The following is a 24,415-nucleotide window of genomic DNA, read 5'->3' on the forward strand; positions in this document are numbered from 1 at the left end:
CCGGGGATCAGCCGAAACGGATCTCGGCCGGATCCCACCCTTCAGGCAGTGGTGCGGGCACCGGGCAGGTGCTGGCGATCTTCACGAACTCGGCCTGCTCCGAGGACTCCGCGACGGCGATCATCGTGTCGAGGACGTGCAGGCCCAGCTCGCCGGTGGCGCGATGCGGCCTTCCCTCGCGGATGGCCTGGGCCATGTCGAGCACGCCCAGACCACGACCGGCCTCGGTGCCCGTCGTGGGAACCGGCACCCATTCCTCGTCGGCGGCCCGGCGCAGTCGCACCTCACCCCCGAACGTGTTGGGATCGGGCACCTGCATGGTCGCCTCGGTGCCGGTGATCTCGATGAACCCGGCGCGGCGGAGCGGCGAGTCGAAGCTGAAGATCATCGTGGCCGCCTGTCCCGCGGCGAACTCCAGCAGCGCGGTCGTGTGGGTGGGGACCACCGCGGGAAAACGCGTGCCGACCCTGGGCCCTGAGCCGATGACCCGCTCGTCCCTGGCCCTGCGGCCGACGGCGGCCACCCGCTCCGCCGGGCCGAACAGGGTCACCAGGGCCGTCAGATAGTAGGGGCCCATGTCGAACAGCGGCCCGGCCCCCGGCTGGAAGAAGAACTCGGGGCTGGGATGCCACGACTCGGGGCCCGGACTCTGGAACAGGGTCAGGGCGGTGAGCGGCGTGCCGATGGCCCCCTCGGCCACGAGCCGGGCCGCGGTCTGCAGCCCCGCGCCCAGAAAGGTGTCGGGGGCACTGCCCAGGAGCACCCCCGCCGACGCGGCGGCCTCGACCAGTTCCGCTCCGGACTCCCTGTCCACCGTGAACGGCTTCTCGTTGTAGACGTGCCTCCCGGCCAGAACGGCGGCGAGCGCCACCTCGGCGTGCGCGGACGGGACCGTGAGGTTGATCACCAACTCCACGTCGGGGTGCGAGATCGCCTCCTCCGGCGCGGCCGCCACCGGCACACCGTAGCGCGCCGCGACCTCTTCGGCACGTGCCCGATCGAGGTCGGCGCACGCCACCACCCGCACGCCGGGGAAGGAGGCGAGGTTGTTCAGGTACTGGTGGCTGATGTTCCCGCAGCCGACGATCGCCACTCCGAACGGTCCGGTCACGAGCTCACCCGCCCGGCGGCGACGAGGCCGGTCAGGTAGGCGTGGCTGTCGGCCAGTGCCTGGAACATGTCGGTGGCACAGTGGTCGAGCTCCACGATCCGCACCGCGCCCGGAGCGGTGTTCAGCGCGTCCACGATGGGCACCTCGCCCGAGCCGACCGCGGTCATCGGGCCCTGGAGGGTGGCGGGTCCGTCCTTGACGTGCAGGTGACTCACCCGCTCGCCCAGCCGGGCCAGCAGCCCCGAGGGGTCGACCCCGCCGGTCGCCGCCCAGTAGAGATCGACCTCCAGCAGCACCGAGGGGTCCAGCAGGTCGGCCAGCACCTCCAGCGCGGGACGGCCCTCCACCCGCTGCTCCAGCTCCCACCAGTGGTTGTGGTAGCCGAGCCGCAGGCCGTGGTCCGCCGCCTCCCTGGCCACCTCGCCGATGCTCCTGGCCGCCTGCTCCAGCTCCTGTCTGCCGGCGAACCACTCGGCGGGGGCGGCGGGCACGATGACGGTCGTGGCGCCGATGGCCGCGGCGGCGGCCAGCGCCGTCGCGCGCCGCTCGTCGAGCAGCGGGGCGTGCACGCTGCACACCGCGAGCCCGGTCTCCTCCAGCTCCTCGCGGAGCCCATCCGGATCGAGGTGCGCGTCGTACGGCTCGACCGCGCCGTACCCCATCTCGGCGATGCGGCGCAGCACGGCGCGGCGGTCGACGGCCGCCTGTTCGCGCACGGAGTACAACTGGACGGCGAGTGGGCTCATCGGCTCTCCTTGAGGACCAGTGCCGCGGCGCCGTACAGGCCGGCGTCGCGTTCCAGACGGGTGCGCTCGACGTTCAGGCGGCGCAGGAAGCCAAGGCCCGCCTGCTTGGCGACCGCCTGGCGCAGCGGGGTGAGCAGGGTCTCGCCCGCCCCGGAGACGCCGCCCCCGATGACGACGTCGTCGATGTCGAAGAGCGCCGCCGTGGTGAGGATCGCCACGGCCAGCGCGTCGGCGGCCCGCTGGAAGGCCAGCTGGGCCATGGGGACTCCGCGCGCGGCGTCGGCCGAGAGCGTGCGGGCGTCCGTCGGGGTACCGGGGTCGCCCCAGCCGTTCGCCAGCGCCCAGCGGACCATGCTGGGGCCGCTGGCGATCGTCTCCAGGCAGCCGGTCGCCCCGCAGGGGCAGAGCTCACCGTTCCGGTCCACGGAGATGTGCCCGATGTGCCCGGCGTTTCCTGTCGGTCCCAGGTACGGCACCCCGCCGAGAACCAGCCCGCCGCCCACGCCGGTGGAGACCACGATGCCCAGCAGTGCCCGGGAGCGCGAGCCGTGCCCGCCCCGCCACCACTCCCCCAGCGCCATGCACTGCGCGTCTCCGGCGAGCGCGACGGGGAGGCCGGGAAGGAGCTCGCTCACCGTGCCGACCAGCGGGAAGTCACGCCAGGAGGGGATGTTCACCGGGCTGACCGTGCCGGCGACGGCGTCAAGGGGACCCGCGGAGCCGATGCCGACCCCGCTCAGGCCCCCCGTGCCGGTACCGCCGCCGGTGCCCGCGCCGACGTCGCGGACCAGCAAGGCCAGCGTCGCGGCGGGGTCGTGGCCGACCGGCAGTTCCACCCTGCGGACCATGGTGCCGTCCGGCCTGACCAGCGCGGCGGCGAACTTGGTGCCGCCGATGTCGATCGCGAGGGCGGTCACCGGCCGCCCCCGCGGGCACGCCGGTGCGCGGGGGGACGGCAGGTGGCCACCGGGAGCACCACGTGGCTGTGCAAGGGGATCCTCCGGTGATCAATGGAACAAAGAGTACGTTCCCCCGGCGACCGGGCAAACAGGCTGAAGGTATGACGACGCTGACAACGTTGTCAACGATGCGCGGGGAGTGTGGGGCACCGGTCCAGCACACTGGCCGGACAGCTTGCGAAAACTGTCCGATTCCAGGAGTAGATACGGTTAGCTCAGGAGTGACGTGAGGAGACTGTGATGACGCACGAACGCGCGGGACAGCCCGCCGAGCCGTCCGATCTGGTCGATGTGGCGCGCCTGGTGACGTCCTACTACGCGCTGCACCCCGATCCGGGCGAGGTCGGCCAGCGGGTGGCGTTCGGGACGTCGGGACACCGGGGCTCCTCGCTGAACGTCGCGTTCAACGAGGACCACATCCTCGCGACCAGCCAGGCCATCGTGGAGTACCGGGCCGCCCAGGGTGTCGACGGCCCGCTGTTCCTCGGTGCCGACAGCCACGCGCTGTCGGAGCCGGCCCGGGTTTCCGCGTTGGAGGTCTTCGCGGCCAACGGGGTGACGGTCATGATCGACAGCCGGGACGGCTACACCCCGACACCGGCGGTCTCCCACGCGATCCTGGCCCACAACCGGAAACGCGCCGCGGGCCGCGCCGACGGCGTGGTGGTGACCCCCTCGCACAACCCGCCAGGCGACGGCGGCTTCAAGTACAACCCGCCGCACGGCGGCCCGGCGGACACCGACGCCACCACGTGGATCCAGGACCGGGCCAACGCGCTGATCGCCGAAGGTATGAAAGAGGTCAGACGGCTCCCGTACACCAGGGCGCTGGCCGCCGACACGACCGGCCGCTACGACTTCCTCGGCCGCTACGTGGACGACCTGCCCTCGGTGCTCGACCTTGACGCCGTCCGGGAGGCGGGGGTGCGCATCGGCGCCGACCCGCTGGGCGGGGCGAGCGTCGCCTACTGGGGGGAGATCGCCGAACGGCACCGGCTGGACCTGACGGTGATCAACCCGCAGACCGATCCGACGTGGCGGTTCATGACACTGGACTGGGACGGCAAGATCCGGATGGACTGCTCGTCGCCGTACGCGATGGCCTCGCTCATCGCCAGTCGCGACGCCTTCGACGTCTCCACCGGCAACGACGCCGACGCCGACCGGCACGGCATCGTCACCCCCGACGCCGGTCTGATGAACCCCAACCACTACCTCGCCGTGGCCATCTCCTATCTCTACTCCCACCGGCCCGGCTGGCCCGCGGACGCGGGAGTCGGCAAGACGCTGGTGAGCAGCCGGATGATCGACCTGGTGGCCGCCGAGGAGGGCAGGCGACTGGTGGAGGTCCCCGTCGGGTTCAAGTGGTTCGTCCCGGGCCTGCTGGACGGCTCGCTGGGCTTCGGCGGCGAGGAGAGCGCCGGGGCGTCGTTCCTGCGGCGCGACGGCGAGGTGTGGACCACCGACAAGGACGGCCTGATCCTGGCGCTGCTCGCCTCGGAGATCATCGCGACCACCGGCCGTTCGCCGAGCGAGCACTACGCCGACCTGGTGGCCAGGTTCGGCGACCCCGCCTACGCCCGCGTCGACGCCCCCGCGACCCGGCAGGAGAAGGCGGTGCTCGCCAGGCTCTCGGCCGAGCAGGTCACCGCCGACACCCTCGCCGGGGAGGCGATCACGCAGGTGCTCACCTCCGCCCCCGGCAACGGCGCCGCCATCGGCGGGCTCAAGGTCTCCACCGAGAACGCCTGGTTCGCCGCCCGCCCCTCGGGCACCGAGGACGTGTACAAGATCTACGCCGAATCCTTCAGGGGAACCGAGCACCTGGCACAGGTCCAGCGGGAGGCACGCGACCTGGTCTCGGCGTCCCTGAGCAGATGATGACGAGGTGAACACGTACCGGGCGGCCGGGTCGCGGGTGTGCCCCGTGAACCCGTCGTAGACCGTCGGCTGCCCGGCCCGCTCCTTCGCGTGGTCCTCCCGATGGTCCCTCCTAAGGTCCCCGCCCGCGGGGACCTCTGTCGCGGGGACCTTTGTCGCGCGGCCCCGCGCCCAGCCGCCAGCAGCGCAGCGCCACCCAGCACCCGGACCCGACGCCGATCAGCGCGGCCAGCACGTACACCACTTTGATGGCCGCGTCCGAGATGTAGCCGTTGCCTGCGACGAGGACGGCCATGAGCAGCGCGGCCAGCAGCCCCACACCCGCGCCTCCCACGATGCCGAGCAGCCCCGCTCCCAGCGCGCGCGACAGGCGGCCCCTGCGACGGGGCACCGGCACCATGACGGTCATGATCCGGCCCACGACGAGGGCGGGGTCGTCGTCGATCCCGCCGGCGACGAGTTGGACGGTCACCCCGCCCCGCTCGGGTTCGCTCAGGCAGATCCACTGGCGGTCGTCAATGAAGACGGTGGCCCCGCCCGCGCCGGGAACGATCAGCCACAGGAACGGCGTGCCCTCGGGAAACGCCCTGACGCCGTGGCGGGCCGTCGGGGCGTGCAGGTCGAGCGCGGCGCCAAGGGCTCGCAGCGCCACCTCCTGGCCGGATTTACCCACGGTGGCCTCCCTCCCCCATCCCTTCGTAGCGCACGCCGGCCGCCTGCTCCAAGGGCCCCGGCGGGCAGCGTTCAGGCGGAGCTCACACGGGGGACCTACCAAGGGAACGGGCCCCGGCGGGGGAACCGTCCACGACGGAGAGACCGGCGAAGCCGCGCCTGCCACGAACCCCGGCAGCGCGGCGGCGGCGAACCTCACGCTCCATCACACTCGGGGGCCTGCCCTCAGGCAGGAGCAACGAACACGATGAGGCATGTCGTTCACGAAAGAACAGGCCATTTCTCCGCAAAGGGCGGCGAGGGCGCGGGGAGAGAGACCCCGTTCCGCGCTAGGGGGTCTCCGGGAAGGTGCGGGGATCCGCCCGGTCCGTGACCCGTTTGAGCTCGAAGAACGCCTCCTCGGTGGCGAGCACCTTGAACGCGTCCCAGAGCCGCCCGGCCCGCTCACCGACCGGGATCTCACTGATGACGGGGCCGAACTGCCCGGCGTGCCCGTTCACCGAGATGGTCGGGACGCCGATCAGCGACTGGTTCCGCTTCCCGGCCGGCACCAGGGCGTGCGAGGCGTGGATCGCGTCGTCCCAGCTGGGATCGGTTCTCGCGGCGAGAAGCCCGGCGGGCAACCCGGCGTCGGCCAGCGCGGCGGCGATCACCGGTGCCAGCCCCTCCATCGCGGCCCGCCAGTCGGTGAGGCCGCCGGCGGCGACGGCCTCGCGGGACCGCCGGAACAGGCCGTCCGCGCCGTGGTAGCGGGTGCCGAGCGCGGTGTAGAGGTCACCGACGGCGACGTTCCCCGCCGCCTCGCGTGCCGCGGCGAACACCCGGATGGTGCCCCGGCCGAGTTCGACGATCTCGCGGTACTCCTCGGACATCTCCTGTTTCTCGTTGAGCACCGCCAGGCTCATCTCCCGCCAGTTGACCGTGATGGGACGCACCTTGCCCACCTCCACGATCCAGCGGGAGGTGATCCAGGCCCAAGGGCAGCCGGGATCGAACCAGAAGTCGACCAGATCCTCGCTCACGGCGATCCTCTTTCCTCGGAAGTCCTCATTCCAGGATGGGACCTCAACCGCGATGGAGGTCAAGGGCGGGCCGGGGATCAGGAGCACGTGGAGAACATGGCCGCGTCAGGAGACCCGGCCATTCGAGCCCGCCCCGGTCGTGTGCCACCCTTCTCTCACGGGACCTTCGAACACGGCGTCGTCACGAACGGCTGATCGAATCTGACAGCTCCCGCACACCGGCGAGGCATGTCCGGCGGCCGCGGGGCCGGCAGCGCGGATCTCGATCAAGAGAATGACAAAAAGCTACTTTCAGGGCAGCCGTTATGAAGAAAAGTGTCATTAATGTGTAACCTGCTCTGGGACGCCCCCCGCCGCCGACCTGTCCGAAGACGCCTCCCTCGACCGAGAAGGTGACCGCATGCCCCACCGCAGCCCCGACCTGGCCCGGCTGGCCATGACCGTCCTCCAGCCGGGTTTCGACGGCACCGAGCCTCCCGGCTGGCTGCGCCGCGCGCTCGGCGAGGAAGGTCTCGGCGGGACGGTGCTGTTCGCCAGGAACCTCACCGGCCCCGCCCACACGGCCGATCTCGTCGCCCGGCTGCGCGCGGAGAATCCCGCCGTGGTGGTCGCGGTGGACGAGGAGGGCGGGTCGGTCACCCGCCTGCAGGCCGCGAGGGGCAGTTCGTGGCCGGGTAACCGGGCGCTGGGGGTAGGCGACGACGTCGAACAGACCCGGCTGGTCGCCCAGGAGATCGGCCGTCTCCTCATCGCGGCGGACATCACCCTCGACTACGCCCCGGTGGCCGACGTCAACGCCAACCCCGCCAACCCGGTGATCGGCGTCCGTTCCTTCGGCCCGGACCCGGAGCTGGTCTCCAGGCACACCGCGGCCTGGATCCTGGGCCTTCAGGGCGCCGGGGTCGCCGCCTGCGCCAAGCACTTCCCCGGTCACGGCGACACCCACACCGACTCCCACCATGCCCTGCCGACCGTGCACGCCTCCACAGAGCTTCTCGCCGAACGCGACCTGCCGCCCTTCCGCGCCGCGGTGGCCGCCGGAGTACGGGCCATCATGTGCGGCCACCTGCTGGTCCCCGCCCTCGATCCGGACAACCCCGCGACGCTGAGCCGGCGGATCATGACCGGGCTGCTCCGCGAGGAGATGGGATTCGACGGCATGATCGTCACCGACGCCGTCGAGATGCGCGCCGTCGCGGCCCTCCACCCGCCGGGGGAGATCGCGGTCCGCGCCCTGCTGGCAGGGGCCGACGCGATCTGCGCGGGCATCTCCTCCCCCGGCGGCGAGAACGTCCACGAGCTGCGCGACGCCATCGTGGACGCCGTACGGGAGGGCAGGCTCCCCGAGGAGCGGCTGGCCGAAGCGGCCTCGCGCGTGCTGGCCCTGTCCCGCTGGTACGCCGCGAGCGGCGCCGTGGAGGCCCGAGCGGCCCAGAGCGCCGCGCGGGCGCGGGACGGGGGTGGCCCGGGAGACGAGGAGCTCGGCCTGAGGACGGCCCTCGCGGCCATGCGCGTGGTCGGCACCCCACCGGCGCTCTCCGGACCACCGCTGGTCGTCGACATCGCTCCTCGGCTGAGCCAGGCGGTCGAGCCGGGTACGCCCACCGGCCTCATCGGCGCCTTCGCCGAGCTGGTGCCGGACACCACCGGGCACGTCGTCACCGCGGACAGGCCCGAGCTACCCGAACTGTCCGGCCCCGGCGACGAGGGGCGCCCGCTGGTCCTGGTGGTACACGACGCCTGGCGCCACCCCTGGGTCAGGGACCTGCTGGCACGGGCCGTCACGCTGCGCCCCGACGCCATCGTGGTCGAGACCGGAGTACCCGGCGAGCCCACCGGAGCCGTGTACGTGACCACCAACGGCATCTCCTGGGCCTCGGCCCGCGCCGTCGCCCACTGGCTGACCACTGACCCGGAAGGCGCTCATTGACCTCCTCCCCACAGCCGAGAGCGGGAGATCCCACCTCTCACCGGCAGCCGGCCGGGTCCCACCTCTCCCCCACCGGCGTCCCACCTCTCCGCCGGCCCGACGGCGAGAGCACCACGCGGCGTGCTTCGGTAGCTTGGTTATCGCCACCCCCGAACACCCCACAGAACCATGCGGCACCGCGCCACCTTCCCTCCCCAGAACCAGAACTCGGGGTCTCCACGCTCAAGGAGATTTGATGAACGTCCTCGACGGCCCCACCCCCGTGAACCTGGTGGCCACGGTGAGGGCCGTCCTGCCCTCGCTCACCCCCGCGGCCCAGGCCATCGCCCGCCTCATACTCGACGATCCCGGCATGGTGGCCCGCAGCACCATCACCGAGTTCAGCGCGGTCTCCGGGACGAGCGAGGCCACGATCGTGCGCACCGCCAGGGCCCTGGGCTTCGCCGGATACTCCCAGCTGCGCTTCGCGCTGGCCGCCGCGGTGGCCAGGGACCAGCCCGAGCGGCTGGTGCCCGGCGACCTCGGCCCCGACGACCCGCTGACCGACGTGATCGCGAAGGTGGCCAGGGCCGAGGCGGAGGCGCTGGCCGACACCGCGGCGCAGCTCAACCCCGACCGGCTGGGCGCGGTGGTCGAGGCACTGATCGCCGCACGCAAGATCGACGTCTACGGAGTGGGCGCCTCCGGGCTCGTGGCGGCCGACATGGCGCAGAAACTGATGCGGATCGGCCTGCCCGCCCACGCCTTCACCGACGCGCACCTGGCGCTGACCAGCGCGGCACTGGTACGGGCGGACGACGTCGCGGTGGTGGTCAGCTGCACCGGCGAGACCCCCGACGTGCTCGCGCCGCTGCGCGTCGCGCAGCGGGCGGGTGCGACCACGGTGGCCATCACCAACAACCCGCGCTCCTCCCTGGCCGAGCTCACCGACCACGTCCTGGTCTCGGCCGGCAGGGAGACGGTCTTCCGCCCGGGGGCGCTGGCCAGCCGGATCAGCCAGCTCCTGATCGTCGACTGCATCTTCGTCGGCATCGCGCAGCGCACCTTCGAGACCTCGGACGCCGCACTGCGGGCCACCAGGGACGCCATCGACGGGTTCAGAGCCGACCACCGCCGCCGAAGCAGGTAGCACGCCGGGCCGGAGAGCCCGAACACGGTCGTGCCGATCGACGCGCTCACCGGCGAGATCACGCGACGCCCCGCATCGGCCCGCCTCGGAAGCCGCCGTCACCTGCACCGCGAACCCTCGTGGCCGCGATCGCGGCCACGGCGCGGGTTCAGGACAGGCGCAGGGCCTCGGCGGCGACGGCGTGGCGCAGGTCGCGGATGCCCGCGCGACCGCGCACCGGATGGACGTTGTTGGTCAGCAGGACGACGGCGAGGGCGCGTCCGGGGTCGACGACGAGTGAGGTCCCGGTGAAGCCGGAGTGGCCGTAGGCGTCGGTGAGCGGGCCGACGATCGCGGGGTCGCCGATGCGCACGCCCAGGCCGTGACGGAAGTCCGCGCCCTCGACGCCGTGGTCGCGGGTGATCTCGGCGACCGTGGCGGGGCGCAGGACCGGCACGCCCCCGGTGCGCAGCGTCTCGGCGAAACGCAGGAGATCACCGGCGGTGGAGAAGATCCCGGCGTGCCCGGCGACCCCGCCCAGGCCGTGCGCGGTCTCGTCGTGGACCTCGCCGCGCACGCACCCCGGCCCCGGGCGTTCCGGCTTGTGCTCGGTGGCGACGGCCCTGGGCAGCAGGACCGCGGCCGGACGGTAGCCGGTGTCGGACAGGCCCAGCGGGCCGGTGACCCGGGCGCGGGTGAGCTCGTCCAGGGGCGCCCGCCCGGCGATCTCCGCCACCCGGCCCGCCGTGATCAGCCCGACGTCGGAGTAGAGGTAACGCCCGCCCGCGGGGCCGATCGGCGGTGTCGAGAGGATCCGCTCCATACGCCTGGCGTGGACCTCGGGGCCGTCTCCGGGAATCTCCTCGTGAGCCCTGCGGCTCGGCGGCAGGCCCGCCGTGTGGGTGAGCAGATGCCGCAGGGTGGTCTCGGGGGTGCCGCCGTAACAGGCGGGCAGCCAGGCGGCGACGGGTTCGTCCAGGCCGAGGCGGCCCTCCTCGACCAGCGACAGGATGACGGCGGTCGTGAAGAGCTTGGTGACCGAGGCGAGATCGAAGATCGAGTCGTGCCCGGCGGGCGGCCGGTCGGCGGCGAGTTCCTCCGAGGCCGACGAGTAGCGTACGGTCTCCCCCACGGCCGCGGCGGCCACTGTGACGCCGCCGACGGCGATCGCGGCCACCGCCGCCGAGCAGACGCGCGGCACCGCCGCCCCCAGGATCTCGGCCAGCCTGCCCCCTTCATCGGGAGGGTCCGCCGGAGGCTCAGGCACCCCGGCTCCGCCCCACCGCCTCCAACCGGTCGCCGTGCCGTGGATCTCGGCCAGCCTGCCCCCTTCATCGGGAGGGTCCGCCGGAGGCTCAGGCACCCCGGCTCCGCCCCACCGCCTCCAACCGGTCGCCATGCCGTGGATCTCGGCCAGCCTGCCCCCTTCATCGGGAGGGTCCGCCGGAGGCTCAGGCACCCCGGCTCCGCCCCACCGCCTCCAACCGGTCGCCATGCCGTGGATCTCGGCCAGCCTGCCCCCTTCATCGGGAGGGTCCGCCGGAGGCTCAGGCACCCCGGCTCCGCCCCGCTGCCTCCAGCGCCGCCTCCAACTGGTCGCCGTGCCGCTCCAGCAGGACCCGCGCGCCGTCGGCGTCGAGGCCGTGCTCGATCATCAGCACCGCGACCTTCACGTGCCACTCGGCCGCCTCCAGCGCGGAGCGGGAGACCGGCAGGGCGGCCCCGGTGATGTCGCTGACCATCCGGGCCGCGCGGTCGGCCAGCTTGGAGTTCATCGCCGACACTTCGATCATGGTGTTGCCGTAGGTACGGCCCAGCCTGACCATCGCGATCGTGGAGATCATGTTGAGGACCAGTTTCTGCGCGGTCCCCGCCTTGAGCCTGGTGGAGCCGGTCACCACCTCCGCGCCGACGACCACCTCGATGGGGTGCAGCGCGGCCGCCGACAGCGGGGTCGCCACGTTGCACGACAGCCCCACGGTCAGCGCGCCGCGGCGGCTCGCCTCGGCGAGCGCGCCGAGCACGAAGGGCGCGCGGCCGCTGGCGGAGATGCCCACCACCGAGTCGAGCGCGCCCACCCCCCTCTCGGCGATGGCGGCCGCTCCCCCCTGCTGGTCGTCCTCGGCGCCCTCGACGGAACGGGTCAGCGCGGGGGAACCGCCCGCGATGACCCCCTGCACGAGTTCGGGATCGGTGCCGAAGGTCGGCGGGCACTCGGAGGCGTCCAGCACGGCCAGCCGGCCCGACGTCCCCGCGCCCACGTAGAACAGGCGGCCACCGGCCTTCATCCGGGCGACGACCGCGTCGATCGCGGCCGAGATCTCCGGGACCGACGCGGCCACCGCCGCGGGCACCGTGCTGTCCGCGGCGTTCATCAACCGGGCCACCTGCTCGGTCGAGAGCAGGTCGATCCGGTTGTAGCGAGGATCGCTCTGTTCGGTGGAAAGCGCGGAAAGCGGATCACTCATGGCGTCCAATGTCATTGAAGTTCCTGTCTCGCTACCGTCAAGTAAATGATCTTCTGACAATGCGGGCGTTGTAGGCGTATGTCGGGCTGGGGCGGGACCCATCGGGCCGCACCGGCGGGCTGGGGCCGTCACCGCAGACCACGGCGGTAAAGCCAGAAGACCCGCTCGGCGTGCGCACCGACCGCCCGGGCGTAGAAGTGCAGCGGCCCCACCCAGCCGATCTGGGCACTCGACATGCCCGCGGCCCGCTGCTCGGCGAGGCAGCGGCGCAGGAGCACGCGGCCGACGCCCAGACCCCGCGCGGCCGGCGTGGTGCCCATCGGACCGAACCAGGTGGGCCTGGCCCCCCACGCCGCGAAGCCGAGGAGCTTCCCCTCCCCGACGGCGTAGTGGCAGCCGACGGCCTGCTCCGCCTCCCACGCCCAGTTGCCGTTCCACTGCTCCCCGACGAAGGCCGACACCGCGGCGCGGTCCCCGGGGGCGGCGGCGTGCACGGTGACCCCCAGGTCCGCCAGCCGCGCGAGGTCGGCCTCGACGGACAGGTCGCCGGTGAGGTCGACGGTCATGTTCCAGGCGACGTTGTAGCGCTCGTAGCCGAGGCTCTCGGCCAGGCAGGCCGCCTCGGTGTAGCGCACGTCGATGCCGGGCCAGGCGTAGGCGGGCGGGTTGCCCGCGAGGCGGACCTCGGTCGCCCCCTGGCCGCGCAGCCAGTCCTCGGCCGCGGCGACCAGCGCCCGGCCGAGCCCCGCCCCCCGGGCCTCGGGACGCACGGCGAGCAGGTCGACGTGGCCCGCGTACGGATCGCGCGCCGACATGGAGACGAACACCACGCCGTCGAGGCCGCGCGTCACCAGCGCCGTCCAGCGCCGGCACTCGGGCGGCTCGGCGAGCCGGGCGACCAGGCTCGCCGCCTCCCCGGTGTCCAGGGTGAGCGCGGACTCGGCGATCCCGGCGAGCGCCGCCGCGTCGGCCGCGGCGGCCTCACGGATCCCGGGCACCCCGTGCGTCCCGCGACCGTTCCCCGGCGGGTTCACGACCGGCCGATCGGCATGGCGACGACGTTGCGGGGGGTGGGGTGGAAGCAGGCGTGCTCCTGGGGCGTGTCCCCACCGTGACCGAGCACCGGCTGCTCGGACTCGCAACGACCGGTGCTGAACGGGCAGCGCCGGGCGAACAGGCAGCCCGCGTCGTGGCGGCTCTCGTCGAGCGTCCCTGCCGGCGTCACCCGCTGCTCACCCGGCCGCTCCAGGCCGTGCAGCACCGGGATGGCCGACAGCAGCGACTGGGTGTACGGGTGCACCGGGTCGGAGATGATCGTCTCGACATGGCCGCGCTCGACGACCTGCCCCCGGTAGATGACGTACAGCTCGCCGTCGTCGCCGATGTAGCGGGCGGTCGCCACGTCGTGGGTGATGAAGAGCACGCTCACCCCGAGGTTCTCGCGCAGGTCCTTGAGCAGGGCGAGGATGCCGAGCCGCAGCGACACGTCGATCATGGAGACGGCCTCGTCGGCGACGAGCATCTCGGGGTCGACGGTGAGTGCCCGGGCGATGACGACCCGCTGGCGCATGCCGCCGGAGAGCTGGTGGGGGTAGCGGGGCAGCACGTAGCCGGGGTCGAGACCGACCAGCTCCAGCAGTTCCCTGGCGCGCCCGTCCGCCCATGACCGCGAACGGCCGGTCTGCCCCGCCCGCAGCGACAGCGGCGCGTCCAGCGTCTGGTGCACGGTACGGGTCGGGTTGAGCGCCGAGTACGGGTCCTGGTGGATGAGCTGGATGCGGCGGAAGTACGGCTCACGCTGCCGCGGGCGCAGCGACGACATGGGCGTGCCGTCGATGGTGATCTCTCCGGAGTCGTGACTCTCCAGCCCGGCGATGATCCGTCCGAGCGTCGTCTTGCCGCAGCCGGACTCTCCGATGAACGACGCCGCCCCGCCCTTCGGGATGGCGAAGTCGACGCCGCGCAGCGCCTTCACCTCCCGTCCGGCGAGCGCGCTTCCTCGTTGCCTGAAGGTCTTCGTGATGTGCTGCCCCGTGATCACGCCTTCTCCTCCCTGGTCTCCGCGTCGCGGGCGGCGACGGCGTGGCAGGCCACGATCCACTCGCCGTACGGGACGGCGGGCGGCTCCTCGGTCTCACAGACGTCCATGCGCAGGTCGCAGCGTTCCCTGAAGACGCATCCCCGTGCGGGAACGGTCCCAAGCGTCGGCGGGCGGCCGGGCAGCGCCCTGGCCTCCCCGAGGTCGCCGACCAGGCGGGGGATGGCCCGGACCAGGCCCTGGGTGTAGGGGTGGCGAGGCGCGCCGAGCACCTCGGTGGTCGGCCCCTGCTCCACCACCCGCCCGCCGTACATGATGACCAGCCGGTCCGCGACCTCGGCCACCACGCCGAGGTCGTGGGTGATGACGAGCGTGGTGAGCCCGCGCTCCTGGTGGACCTCCCTGACGATCCGCAGGATCGTGGCCTGAGTGATCATGTCGAGTGCGGTGGTGGGCTCGTCCAGCACGACGAGGTGGGCGTTGAGGACCAGCGCGAACATGATGCCTACCCGCTGGCGCATCCCTCCCGACAGCTCGTGCTGGTGGGAGTCGAGCACGCGCGCGCCGTCCATGCCCATCCGGCCGAGCAGGTCCTTGGCGTCCCTGACCAGCCCGCGCAGGTCCCGGATCTCGTGCGAGCGCCCCAGGTCGAGCAGTTGCTTGCCGACGGTCTTGAGCGGGTTGAGGGAGTTCTGGGCGGCCTGGAAGACGTATCCGATGTGCCGGCCTCTCGCCCTGCGCAGGTCCTCGCCCCGCAACCGGGTGACGTCGCCGAGACCGTCGATCTCCACGCTGCCCGACCTGATCCTGCCGGGCGGCTGGACCGCGTTGAGCAGCGACAGCGCCAGGGTGGACTTGCCGGACCCGGACTCGCCGACCACCCCGGTGATCGTCCCGGGCGGTAGATCCAGGTCGATCCCGGACACGGCGGGCAACTCTCCCGCCGCCGTCCGGTAGACGACGGACAGGTCCCTGACCCGCACTCCCGGCGGCCCGCTCCTCTCCGCGTCGCGGGTGCCCGCGGCACCGCGGGTGTTCCGGGCGGCCTCGGCGCTTCGGACGCCCACGGCCGCGGACAGCCGCTCGCCCAGTGTCATGGACACCTTCTCAGCAGGTACGAACATCGGTCACTCCTCCCGCAGCCGGGGGTTGAAGATCTCGTCCATGGCGTCGACGACGAGGACGATGCCCAGGGTGAGCAGCAGGATCGCCAGCAGCGGCGCCAGCATGTACGGCAGCGCGGCGGTCGTCGTCAGCGCGCCGCCGCCGAACACGGCGAGGTTGAGCATGACGCCCCAGTTGTTGGCGTCGAACGGCAGGACGCCCAGGAAGAACAGGCCCACCTGCGCGTACACCGCGCCGGTCACCGCGATGAGCGTGTTCATCGCGATGAAGGGGGCCATGCTGGGCAGCAGTTCCCTGCCGACGATGTGCCTGGTGGACAGGCCGAGTCCCCTGGCCGCCTCGACGAAGCCGCGCTCGCGCAGCGAGAGGGTCTGCGCCCGTACGGCGCGCGCCACCCCGCCCCAGCCGAGGAGTCCGAGCACCAGGCCCATCTCGATCGCGCCGGTGAACTTCCAGATCGTCGACAGCACCAGCAGCAGCGGGAGACCGGGGATGGTCAGCTTCATGTCGGTGATCCGCATGAGCACGCTGTCCCAGCGCCCCCGCCTGAACCCGGCGAACAGCCCGACCGCGGTGCCCAGGGCGACCGTGATGACGGCGGTGACCAGGGCGGTCAGCAGGACGTACCGGGCCCCGGTGATCACCAGGGCGAGCACGTCCGTACCCTCGAAGTCGGTGCCGAAGGGGTGCGCCCAGCTGGGCGCGGCGTAGAGCGCGTTGTCGTCGCGCGGCAGCCGCTCGGGGTAGAGCAGTGGCCCGAAGACACCCATGAACGCGAACACGCCCAGGATGACCACGCCCACCAGCCGGCTGGGCTTGCGCCGCAGGACCCGCCAGACGCCGCGCCGGAAGTTGCGCCGCAGCGTCGCGCGGGTGCCGCCCCTGGTGATGACCGGCGCGGTCATGCGATCTCTCCCGCCGGCCGGCCGCCCTGGACGCGGTGTCCGTCGGCTGTCGTGATTCGCCGGTTCATGAAGCCTCCTGTCCGGAACGGACCCGTGGGTCGATCGCGGTGTAGAGCATGTCGGCCACGATGTTGGCGATGACGATCGCCACGGTGATCAGCAGGAAGGCCCCGCCCATCAGCGTGTAGTCGCGGTCGGTGATGCTGTTGAGCAGCAGCAGACCCAGCCCCGGGTAGGTGAAGATCCGCTCGATGAAGATCGCGCCGCCGAACAGCAGGCCCAGCGAGAGCGCCAGGGTGGTGAAGAGCGGCAGGATGGCGTTGCGCGCCACGTAGCGGAAGATGAAGCCTCGCTTCAGGCCGCGCAGCTCGGCGGCCAGGATGAAGTCGTCGCCGAGCACGGTGACCACGCTCGACTTCATCGCCAGGATCCAGCCTCCGTAGCCGGCCAGCGCGTAGGTCAGGACCGGCATCGTGGCGTACTGGATCAGCGAGCCGATGTAGGCGGCGTTGAGGCCCGGCTCAAGCGTGACGTCCGCCGTGCCGCCCGCGGGGAAGATCGGCAGGAGGGTCGTGAAGACCGCGCTCAGCAGCAGCGCGAGGACGTACTGCGGCAGGCCGTGCATGAGCGAGCCGGAGACGGCCAGGACGTCGCCCAGCTTGCTGGACCGCTTGATCGCCGCGTAGACGCCCATGATGATGCCGACCGCGAAGCTGAGCAGGGTGCCGACGAGGACCGGCAGGATCGTCCAGGCGGCCGCCGAGGCGAGCAGGCTGGTGACCTCCGCGCCGGGGACGCTCGCCGACTGGCCGAGGTCGAGGTGGAGCAGTCCCTTCATGTAGTCGACGTACTGCTCCCACATCGTGCCCTTCGGCATGAAGCCGTACAGCACCGCAGTGGCACGCTCGGCCTGGTCGGGCGACATGCCCTGCTCGACCAGCTTCTCGTAGCGGGCCTGCATGGGGTCGCCGGGGATGTTCCTGATGATCACGAAGCTGATCGTGGTGACCACCAGGATCATGACGAGCCCTCGGGCGAGATGGCCCGCGAGGCGGCGTGCGATGACCGTCATATGTGGCTACTTCCTCTCGAGCATGCCGAGTTGGAGCCAGACGCCTGCGGTGAGGCGCAGCGTGTCGCTGTCCTGACCGGGGAATCCGCTGAAACGCGTGGTGTTGACGACCTGCGTGTTGACGTAGTCCCACAGCTGGATCACCGGAAGGTCCTGGTTGGCGGCCCTGGCCAGGGTTGAGATGATCTTCTTTTGCTCCGCCTCGGGCGCGGAGTTCAGCCTGACCGCGAGCTCGCCGGGGTTGATCATGCCCTCGCCGTTGACGTCGAGGGTCTCGGCACCGCCCATCCAGTTGCCCTTCGTGCCGGGGGCGACGTGCGTGAGCCTGCCGCCGAAAAGCTGCCAGCCGTTCTGGGCCCCGTACAGGCGCTGGTAGATGTTGTACGGGGCGGGCCCGAGCGCCACCAGCCAGAAGCCGAGGTCGTACTTGCCGGCCGCCATCTCCTCCAGGTAGAGCGGGTAGTCGGCGGTGGTGATGACCTCGGCGTCGATCCCGGCGTCGTTGAGCTGGCTGGTGACCGCCTTGGCCCCGGCCAGCCAGTCGGAGAAGGACGCGGGCACGTTGATGGTCATCTTCCAGGGGCTGCCGTCCGGCATCGTCCACCTGCCGCCGACCTTCTTCATGCCCGCGGCCCGCAGCTCCCGCTCGGCCCTGGCGGGATCGTGCCGGTACGGCTCCAGGGCGGCGACACCGTCGCCCAGCCATGCCTTCGCGGCCTCCTGGTGCATGCCCGAGGTGGTGACAGAGGCGATGCCGCCCTCCGGGGAGGCGACCTTGGTGACCTGCTCGCGGTCGATCAGGTAGGCCAGCGCCCGGCGGACGTGCACGTTGTCGTAGGGCTTCCTGGACTGGTTGAACGCCAGCGCCTCGCTGACCGGCGAGTACCCCCTGACCACGGCGTTGCCCGGGGTCTGGGTGATGCGCTTCATCACAGCGGCCGGGACCGCGGTGAACGGCGCGCTGTCCAGCCTGCCGGAGACCAGGTAGTTCCAGACCTGCTCGTTGCCGGTGTAGTTGAGGATGCGCACCTGGTCGGCGGCGACGTTGGCCGCGTTGTGGAAGTACTTGTTCTTGACCAGCAGCGCCTCACCCGGATTGACGCGTTTCAGGACGAACGGCCCGGCGGAGACGTCCTTGGGCGGGGAGAAGGTCATGACCTTCTCCGCGAGGCTGGTGATCCCGGCCCGTGCCACCTCGGCCCCGGGGGCGTCGCTCTGCGCGACCTTCAGGTTCTGCCAGAAGTCGGCGGGCAGCACGCCGCCCCAGACGTGCTTGGGAACGATGACGGTCTCCATGACGCTGCGGACGAAGGTGGAGCTCGGGTTCTTCGTCTTCTGGGCGATCCTGATCGTCCTGTCGTCCAGAATCTTGATGTCGGAGGCCGCCCCGGCCGCGGAGGGGTCGAGGGCGTAGGCGGTTCCGCCCTGGGTGTAGGCCAGGCCGATGGAGAACTTCACGTCCTCGGCGGTGATCGGCCTGCCGTCGGACCACCTGCCGTCCGGCTGGAGTTCGATGGTGATCGAGGACTGGTCCGGGGCGATCTGCCAGCTCTTCGCGACGCCCGGGTAGAACTGGTTCGGGTCGGTCAGGTGGTTCTTGGTCCACCCGAGCCACTCGGCGTTGTACCCGCGGAAGGCGTTGCCCTTGGGGTTGTACGGGTTGATCGGCGCGTTCGCGTCGATGCCCGGCTTGAGCGCGTCGATCGTGGTGAAGACGGCGCTCCCCACGGAGGCGGAGCTGTCGGCGCCGCCCGCGCCGCCGCAGGCCGCGGTGACGGCCGCGAGGCAGAGGGAGGCCGCTACCGCTACTAGTCGCTTCATGAACGCTCCGTGGGGTGTTCTCCGAGGTCAGGGCATCTATGTGGGGGTACCAGGTGTTGTCCGGACCTTACGTTCACCTTGACGGTTGCGTCAATAAACTCCACTTCTGTGGAACATTTTGTAGCTTTCCTTCATTCCCCGTTTACCCTTCCGCGGCGCCGCCCTCGCGAGCCGGACGATCACTCCTCCGCCGGGGATGCCTGATCCCCCGGCGGAGGAACGAGAACCACGCAGGCCCGAAAGCACCGAAGGGCCGGACGCCGGGGCGGCTGGCGGCTGGCGGCTGGCGGCTGGCGGCTGGCGGCTGGCGGCTGGCGGCTGGCGGCTGGCGGCTGAAAGTTACACCCCCGCCGCAGGCGTCGCAGCAGGTCAGGGCGCTCTCGACGAGCGGCCGGCTTCCCGCTCCCGCCCGGGGCCACCTAGCATCGGGCCCCATCGAGGCAGGAGCGGAAAATGCGACGAAAGACGCGCGGAAGCGACGCGATCCTGGCGGTTCTGACGGCCGCGGTGACCGCGGTCGCGACCCTGGGCCTCCTCCTGGCGGCCACGGCGATGCCCGCGCAGGCGGCGGCCACCAGGATCATGGCACTCGGAGACTCCATCACCGGTTCCCCCGGATGCTGGCGGGCCCTCCTGTGGAACCGGCTCGTGAACGCCGGTCACACCAACATCGACTTCGTCGGCACCCTGCCACCGCAGGGCTGCGGCGTCGCGCACGACGGGGACAACGAGGGGCACGGCGGGGCGCTGGTCACCAACGTCGCCGACCAGAACCAGCTCCCCGGCTGGCTCTCGGCGACCACACCCGACATCGTGATGATGCACTTCGGCACCAACGACGCCTGGAGCAACCGCGCGACCGCCACCATCCTGGCCGCGTACGGCAAGCTGGTGGACCAGATGCGGGCGAGCAACCCCAACATGAAGATCCTCGTCGCCCAGATCATCCCGATGAACCCGAGCACGTGCGGTGAGTGCGCGCAGCGGGTCTCCGCGCTCAACGCGGCGATTCCCGGCTGGGCTGCGGGCAAGACCACCGCTCAGTCACCGATAGTCGTGGTCGACCAGTGGACGGGCTTCAGCACCGCGACCGACACCTACGACGGCGTGCACCCCAACGCCTCGGGCGACCAGAAGATGTCGGACCGGTGGTTCCCCGCTCTGGCCGCCCTGCTCGGCTCGGGACCGCCCCCGACGATCACCCCCACCCCGACGCCGACCATCACGCCTCCGCCGAGCGGCGGCTGCACGGCCACCTACCAGACCACCAACCAGTGGCCGGGCGGCTTCCAGGGCGAGGTGACCGTCAAGAACACCGGTGCGGCGGCCATCACCGGCTGGACGGCGAACTGGACGTTCACCGGCCGGCAGATCAGCCAGGCCTGGAACGCGACGGTCACCCAGTCGGGAGCCTCGGTCTCGGCACGGAACGCCGCCTGGAACGGCTCCCTGGCCGCGGGCGCGACCGCGACCTTCGGCTTCATCGCCTCGGGGACGGGCTTCCCGGCTCCCGCGGTGTCCTGCACGACCGGCTGACCGGTCCGATCACCGTACGGCCGGGTTCCGACGCACACATCCGGCCGTACGGCGTCCCGCGCACGCGGGCGGCGCCGCCGCGATCGAGGAGACCGCCTACGAGCTGGGGGCCGGTCTCGGGGTCGCGGTGCTCGGCACGATCACCACGGTCGTGTACGCCCCCTCGCTGGGCCCGGTCCCCGGCGTCGCTCCCGAGACGATGCACCAGGCCCGCCAGTCGCTCGCCTCCGCCGCGCACATGGCGCAGGAGATCGGCGGCGGCGTGGGAGACGCACTGCTCTCCGCGGCCCGCGTCGCGTTCGTCGCGGGCCTGCACACGACGATCGTGGTGAGCGTGCTGCTGCTCGGCTGCACCGCACTGGCCGTGATGCTCCTGGTACCCCACCGCCCCGAGGGAGACGGAGAGGGGAGTGACTCCTCGTGAGGGGTTTGACAGGCTCTCGCTCGGTCATCTATCGGTCAAGCCTGGGCAGGAACGGTGAATCTAACCAGAATGAGGAACCGTGCGACGAACCCTCCATGATCTTGCCTCCCTGGCCGCCAGGCTGGGGGTGGGCGGGATCTTCTTCGCCAACGGCTGGCACAAGCTCGAAGCGGGCCTGACCGCCACCGCCGGGCAGTTCACCACCCTGGGCGCCCCCGCGCCAGGCGTGTGGGCCGCCACCACCATGCTGACGGAGCTCATCGGCGGCGCGCTGCTGGTGGCCGGGCTCGCCGTACCCGCGTGCGGGCTGCTGCTGTTCGCCGAGGCCCTCGCCGTGTTCGTACTGGCCAGTGGCGAGACGGGCCTGCCGCTCACCGGGGGCGACGCCAAGCTGATCGTGGCGCTCGGGGCCGCCTCCATCCTGCTGGCGGTGGGCGGCGCGGGTCGCCTGTCGGTCGACCACATGGTGGTGATCAAGCGCCGTGAGGCCGAGGCCGCCGAGGACTTCGCCGCCGAGACCGAGGCCGACGACGTCATCGCCGCGCTGCGCGAGCCGGAGACCCCTCCGGCGCCCGCCCTGCCCGCCGCCGGGAAGAGGCCCGCCGGCACCGACAAGCCCGCTCCGGCCGCCGCCGAGAGCACCACCGACACCGCGGAGTTCTCCGCCGCCCCCCGTCCGCGCACGCGTACCCGCAAACCCTCCTCCGGTACCGCACCCGCCGCGCCCCCCGCGCCGCCCACCCCCGGCAAGGCCGGCGACACCCTCGTGGCGGGCAAGAAGGACGAGCCTTCCGGAACCTGAGCGGACGAATCCCGGACGCCCGGTCTCGCTCGGCCACTGCCGGCCCTCGCACGACTCACCGCGGTCGCGCGGGTGGTGCCTCGGCACCATCACGGCCGACGCCGGGAGGCGACCGCGGAACCGTCGGCCTGACACCGGCCGGCCGTCAGTCCCTTCCCTGCCAGGTCGTCACGCACGCCTCGTTGCCCTCCACGTCCGCCAGCACCCAGAAGGAGGGCGCCGCGGCGTCGGACAGCAGAACCCCGCCCGAGGCGAGGGCTGCCTCGACCCGGTGGGACGCCTCGTCGTGGGGGACCGAGACGTCGAGATGGATCCGGTTGCGCTGCGCCCGGGGCGCGGTCATCCGCTGGAACCAGATCGCCGGACCCTGCCCGACGGGATCCACGAGCGCGCCCTCGCCGCCGGACGCTCCGGGCTCGTCGTCATAACCCATCACCGCCTTCCAGAACGGGCGGACGGCGGCGATGTCGATCGCGTCGATCGCGATCTCAAGGACCTGGACCGACCGCACCTCCCGGCCGCCCACGTCGGGGCCGGTGCTCAGCCCGAGCTCGCTCACGACCGCGGAGATCCGACCGGCGAGCTCGACCTCGACCGGCGTCACCGCACCGGTGACCGGTGAGCGCAGGGTCAAGACCACCCGGCCGGGGCGGACGTCCATCTCCAGGCTTCGCTCTCCGTCCGCGCCGGCCACGGCCACCGCGCGCGCGACGACCTCGACCGCCCGCGCGGGCGATGCCACGGCCACCGACGTGCGCACCACGTCCAGGACATAGCGCCACCCAAGATCGCCGACGGCGTCGGAGATCTCCCGTCGGCTCAGCCTCTCGTCACCATCCGGAACCTGCTGCGTCATACCGCCATGATCGCAGCGTCCCTCCCCCGCACGGGACCCATCGGCGACGCGGATGCGCCGTCGAGGTCCCCGCAATCCGCCTTCGGTGCGTTACGCACCGAACGGTGCCTGAGGAGCTCGCCGGATTCGTCCCACCGGTCGCGGGCCAAGGAGGACGGATGCGCGTGTATCGACCTCTGGGTCGGCGGCGCGGATGCCCAGGCGGTGCTGCCGCCCCTGGAGTACGCCTTCGGCGGCCCCACGACGGCCGGATGACCGCGCCCGGGTGAGCCACCACGCAGAGCCGCTCCACCGGTGCGCGCTGACCCGCTGCCACTTTCGCCCGGTGGTCCTCGAAAGGGGACTCAGAGCTCGAAGCGGGCCACCCGGCGGAGTTTGTTCATCGCGTCCAGGGCGGCGACCTTGTAGGACTCGGCCAGGGTGGGGTAGTTGAAGACGGCGTCGACCAGGTAGTCGATGGTGCCGCCGCAGCCCATGACCGCCTGGCCGATGTGGAGCAGTTCGGTGGCGCCGGTGCCGAAGACGTGCACGCCGAGCAGGACGCGGGTCTCCGGGGAGACCAGGAGCTTGAGCATGCCGTAGGTGTCACCGATGATCTGGCCTCTGGCCAGCTCGCGGTAGCGGGAGATGCCGACCTCGAAGGGGACGTGGGAGGCGGTCAGCTCGTCCTCGGTGTGGCCGATGAAGCTGATCTCGGGGATGGTGTAGATGCCGATCGGCTGCAGGTGGTGGATACCGCGCAGCGGCTCCCCGCAGGCGTGGTGGGCGGCGATGCGGCCCTGCTCCATGGAGGTGGCGGCCAGGGACGGGAAGCCGATGACGTCGCCGACGGCGTAGATGTGCGGCACGGTGGTGCGGTAGTGCTCGTCGACCTGGATGCGGCCTCGGGCGTCGGCGGCCAGCTCCGCGTTCCCCAGGGCGAGCTCGTCGGTCATGCCATGGCGGCCGGCCGAGTACATCACCGTCTCGGCGGGGATCCTCTTGCCGCTCTCCAGCACGGTCAGCGCCCCCCGGGAGCGGCGCTCCACGGCGGCGACGGTCTCACCGAAACGGAAGGTCACCGCCAGGTCGCGCAGGTGGTACTTGAGCGCCTCGACGATCTCCAGGTCACAGAAGTCGAGCATCCGGTCACGGCGCTCCACCACCGTCACCTTGGTGCCCAGCGCGGCGAACATCGAGGCGTACTCGATGCCGATCACCCCGGCCCCGACGACCACCATGGAGTCGGGGATGTCCTGCAGCTTCAGGATGCCGTCCGAGTCGATGATGGCGTGGTCGTCGAACTCCACGGTGTCGGGGCGGGCCGGCCGGGTACCCGTGGCGATAATGATCTTGTCAGCGGTCGCCTTGGTCTCGTGGCCGTGCTCGTCGACGACTCCGACCGTGTGCGGGTCGACGAAATGGCCCATCCCGCTGAGCATCGCCACGTGGTTGCGCGACAACTGGCTGCGGATCACGTCGATCTCCCGGCCGATCACGTGCTGGGTGCGGATGCCCAGATCGGCCGCGGTGATCTCATCCTTCACCCGGTAGCTCTGGCCGTACATGCCGCGCTGGTTGAGGCCGGTCAGGTGCAGGACGGCCTCACGCAGCGTCTTGGAGGGGATGGTGCCGGTGTTGATGCATACTCCACCGAGCATGTTGCGCCGCTCGACGAGCGCGACGCGCCGTTCGAGTTTCGCGGCGGCGATCGCGGCCTTCTGCCCACCCGGCCCGGAACCAAGAACGATGACATCAAAATCCCACATAGGGCTCAGTGTGAACGCACGGGACGATCTCAACCAGACCTGTGACCCCCGCGCTCACCGGGGGAAGCTGCTTCTCGCCTCCCTCGGCCGGTAAAGGCACCCCTGACCGTTTCGAACCCCGGCACCGCGGCAAGGAGGCGATTCCCCCTCCTCCGGCGCTGAACATGATGAGCGGTCCGGACCGTGACGGC

Annotated in this window: 21 protein-coding genes; 6 read left to right on the forward strand and 15 right to left on the reverse strand. The window is 71.7% G+C overall.

What is annotated here, in order from left to right; genetic code table 11:
- Positions 1-7: 7 nt before the first annotated feature.
- The 3 genes from ACWD3H_RS26665 to ACWD3H_RS26675 are packed head-to-tail and all read right to left on the reverse strand — an operon-like array spanning position 8 to position 2,774.
- Complete coding sequence (locus tag ACWD3H_RS26665) at positions 8-1,111, reverse strand: Gfo/Idh/MocA family protein (RefSeq protein WP_451956937.1); 1,104 nt, start codon at positions 1,109-1,111, stop codon at positions 8-10.
- Positions 1,108-1,857: a sugar phosphate isomerase/epimerase family protein gene (locus ACWD3H_RS26670; protein WP_451956938.1), complete on the reverse strand. Its 750-nt coding sequence runs from the start codon at positions 1,855-1,857 to the stop codon at positions 1,108-1,110. The genes ACWD3H_RS26665 and ACWD3H_RS26670 overlap by 4 nt, the downstream gene beginning before the upstream one ends.
- Positions 1,854-2,774: an ROK family protein gene (locus ACWD3H_RS26675; RefSeq protein ID WP_451956939.1), complete on the reverse strand. Its 921-nt coding sequence runs from the start codon at positions 2,772-2,774 to the stop codon at positions 1,854-1,856. The genes ACWD3H_RS26670 and ACWD3H_RS26675 overlap by 4 nt, the downstream gene beginning before the upstream one ends.
- Before the next feature lie 282 nt (positions 2,775-3,056).
- Here ACWD3H_RS26675 and pgm point away from each other — a divergent pair, with 282 nt between their 5' ends.
- Entirely contained in the window at positions 3,057-4,697 is a 1,641-nt protein-coding gene (gene pgm / locus ACWD3H_RS26680; RefSeq protein ID WP_451956940.1) for a phosphoglucomutase (alpha-D-glucose-1,6-bisphosphate-dependent), read from the forward strand.
- A 112-nt stretch (positions 4,698-4,809) separates the two neighbouring features.
- Here the strand turns inward: pgm and ACWD3H_RS26685 are convergent, their stop codons facing one another.
- Positions 4,810-5,370, reverse strand: a complete 561-nt coding sequence (locus ACWD3H_RS26685) for a hypothetical protein (protein ID WP_355566254.1) — start codon at positions 5,368-5,370, stop codon at positions 4,810-4,812.
- Positions 5,371-5,698: 328 nt separating this feature from the next.
- Positions 5,699-6,391, reverse strand: coding sequence for a mycothiol-dependent nitroreductase Rv2466c family protein (locus ACWD3H_RS26690; RefSeq protein WP_451956941.1), 693 nt, complete (start codon positions 6,389-6,391; stop codon positions 5,699-5,701).
- Between the two features lie 400 nt (positions 6,392-6,791).
- Between ACWD3H_RS26690 and ACWD3H_RS26695 the strand changes: the two genes are divergently transcribed.
- Both ACWD3H_RS26695 and ACWD3H_RS26700 read left to right on the forward strand, forming a co-directional pair.
- Positions 6,792-8,321, forward strand: a complete 1,530-nt coding sequence (locus tag ACWD3H_RS26695) for a glycoside hydrolase family 3 protein (protein ID WP_451956942.1) — start codon at positions 6,792-6,794, stop codon at positions 8,319-8,321.
- Positions 8,322-8,556: 235 nt separating this feature from the next.
- Complete coding sequence (locus ACWD3H_RS26700; RefSeq protein WP_343977259.1) at positions 8,557-9,450, forward strand: MurR/RpiR family transcriptional regulator; 894 nt, start codon at positions 8,557-8,559, stop codon at positions 9,448-9,450.
- Positions 9,451-9,598: 148 nt separating this feature from the next.
- Here ACWD3H_RS26700 and ACWD3H_RS26705 read toward each other — a convergent pair whose 3' ends face one another.
- From ACWD3H_RS26705 to ACWD3H_RS26740, 8 genes are all read right to left on the reverse strand, one after another.
- Positions 9,599-10,696 carry a serine hydrolase domain-containing protein gene (locus ACWD3H_RS26705; protein WP_451956943.1) on the reverse strand — a complete coding sequence of 366 codons (1,098 nt, stop codon included), beginning with the start codon at positions 10,694-10,696 and terminating at the stop codon, positions 9,599-9,601.
- A gap of 280 nt (positions 10,697-10,976) precedes the next feature.
- Complete coding sequence (murQ, locus tag ACWD3H_RS26710; protein ID WP_451956944.1) at positions 10,977-11,897, reverse strand: N-acetylmuramic acid 6-phosphate etherase; 921 nt, start codon at positions 11,895-11,897, stop codon at positions 10,977-10,979.
- A gap of 128 nt (positions 11,898-12,025) precedes the next feature.
- Positions 12,026-12,895 (reverse strand): GNAT family N-acetyltransferase, encoded by an 870-nt coding sequence (locus ACWD3H_RS26715; protein ID WP_451956945.1) that lies wholly within the window; start codon positions 12,893-12,895, stop codon positions 12,026-12,028.
- Between the two features lie 32 nt (positions 12,896-12,927).
- Complete coding sequence (locus tag ACWD3H_RS26720; RefSeq protein ID WP_355566271.1) at positions 12,928-13,938, reverse strand: ABC transporter ATP-binding protein; 1,011 nt, start codon at positions 13,936-13,938, stop codon at positions 12,928-12,930.
- Positions 13,935-15,059 (reverse strand): ABC transporter ATP-binding protein, encoded by a 1,125-nt coding sequence (locus ACWD3H_RS26725; protein ID WP_451956946.1) that lies wholly within the window; start codon positions 15,057-15,059, stop codon positions 13,935-13,937. The genes ACWD3H_RS26720 and ACWD3H_RS26725 overlap by 4 nt, the downstream gene beginning before the upstream one ends.
- A gap of 3 nt (positions 15,060-15,062) precedes the next feature.
- Positions 15,063-15,965 (reverse strand): ABC transporter permease, encoded by a 903-nt coding sequence (locus ACWD3H_RS26730; RefSeq protein WP_350926266.1) that lies wholly within the window; start codon positions 15,963-15,965, stop codon positions 15,063-15,065.
- 64 nt (positions 15,966-16,029) lie between these two features.
- Entirely contained in the window at positions 16,030-17,037 is a 1,008-nt protein-coding gene (locus ACWD3H_RS26735) for an ABC transporter permease (RefSeq protein WP_350926268.1), read from the reverse strand.
- Between the two features lie 6 nt (positions 17,038-17,043).
- Positions 17,044-18,858 (reverse strand): ABC transporter substrate-binding protein, encoded by a 1,815-nt coding sequence (locus ACWD3H_RS26740; protein WP_451956947.1) that lies wholly within the window; start codon positions 18,856-18,858, stop codon positions 17,044-17,046.
- A 453-nt stretch (positions 18,859-19,311) separates the two neighbouring features.
- On the opposite strand from ACWD3H_RS26740, the gene ACWD3H_RS26745 reads away from it, so the two are divergent.
- The 3 genes from ACWD3H_RS26745 to ACWD3H_RS26755 all read left to right on the forward strand — a co-directional run bounded on the left by ACWD3H_RS26745 (position 19,312) and on the right by ACWD3H_RS26755 (position 21,620).
- Positions 19,312-20,394 carry a cellulose binding domain-containing protein gene (locus ACWD3H_RS26745; RefSeq protein ID WP_451956948.1) on the forward strand — a complete coding sequence of 361 codons (1,083 nt, stop codon included), beginning with the start codon at positions 19,312-19,314 and terminating at the stop codon, positions 20,392-20,394.
- A gap of 127 nt (positions 20,395-20,521) precedes the next feature.
- Entirely contained in the window at positions 20,522-20,818 is a 297-nt protein-coding gene (locus ACWD3H_RS26750; RefSeq protein ID WP_451956949.1) for a hypothetical protein, read from the forward strand.
- Positions 20,819-20,897: 79 nt separating this feature from the next.
- On the forward strand, positions 20,898-21,620 hold the full coding sequence (locus ACWD3H_RS26755; RefSeq protein ID WP_451956950.1) for a DoxX family protein: 723 nt from the start codon (positions 20,898-20,900) through the stop codon (positions 21,618-21,620).
- 145 nt (positions 21,621-21,765) lie between these two features.
- On the opposite strand, the gene ACWD3H_RS26760 is transcribed toward ACWD3H_RS26755, so the two are convergent.
- On the reverse strand, positions 21,766-22,476 hold the full coding sequence (locus tag ACWD3H_RS26760; protein ID WP_451956951.1) for a VOC family protein: 711 nt from the start codon (positions 22,474-22,476) through the stop codon (positions 21,766-21,768).
- A gap of 344 nt (positions 22,477-22,820) precedes the next feature.
- Positions 22,821-24,224, reverse strand: coding sequence for a Si-specific NAD(P)(+) transhydrogenase (sthA, locus tag ACWD3H_RS26765; RefSeq protein ID WP_451956952.1), 1,404 nt, complete (start codon positions 24,222-24,224; stop codon positions 22,821-22,823).
- Between the last annotated feature and the right edge of the window lie 191 nt (positions 24,225-24,415).

The organism is Streptosporangium sp. NPDC002607 (assembly GCF_053592655.1).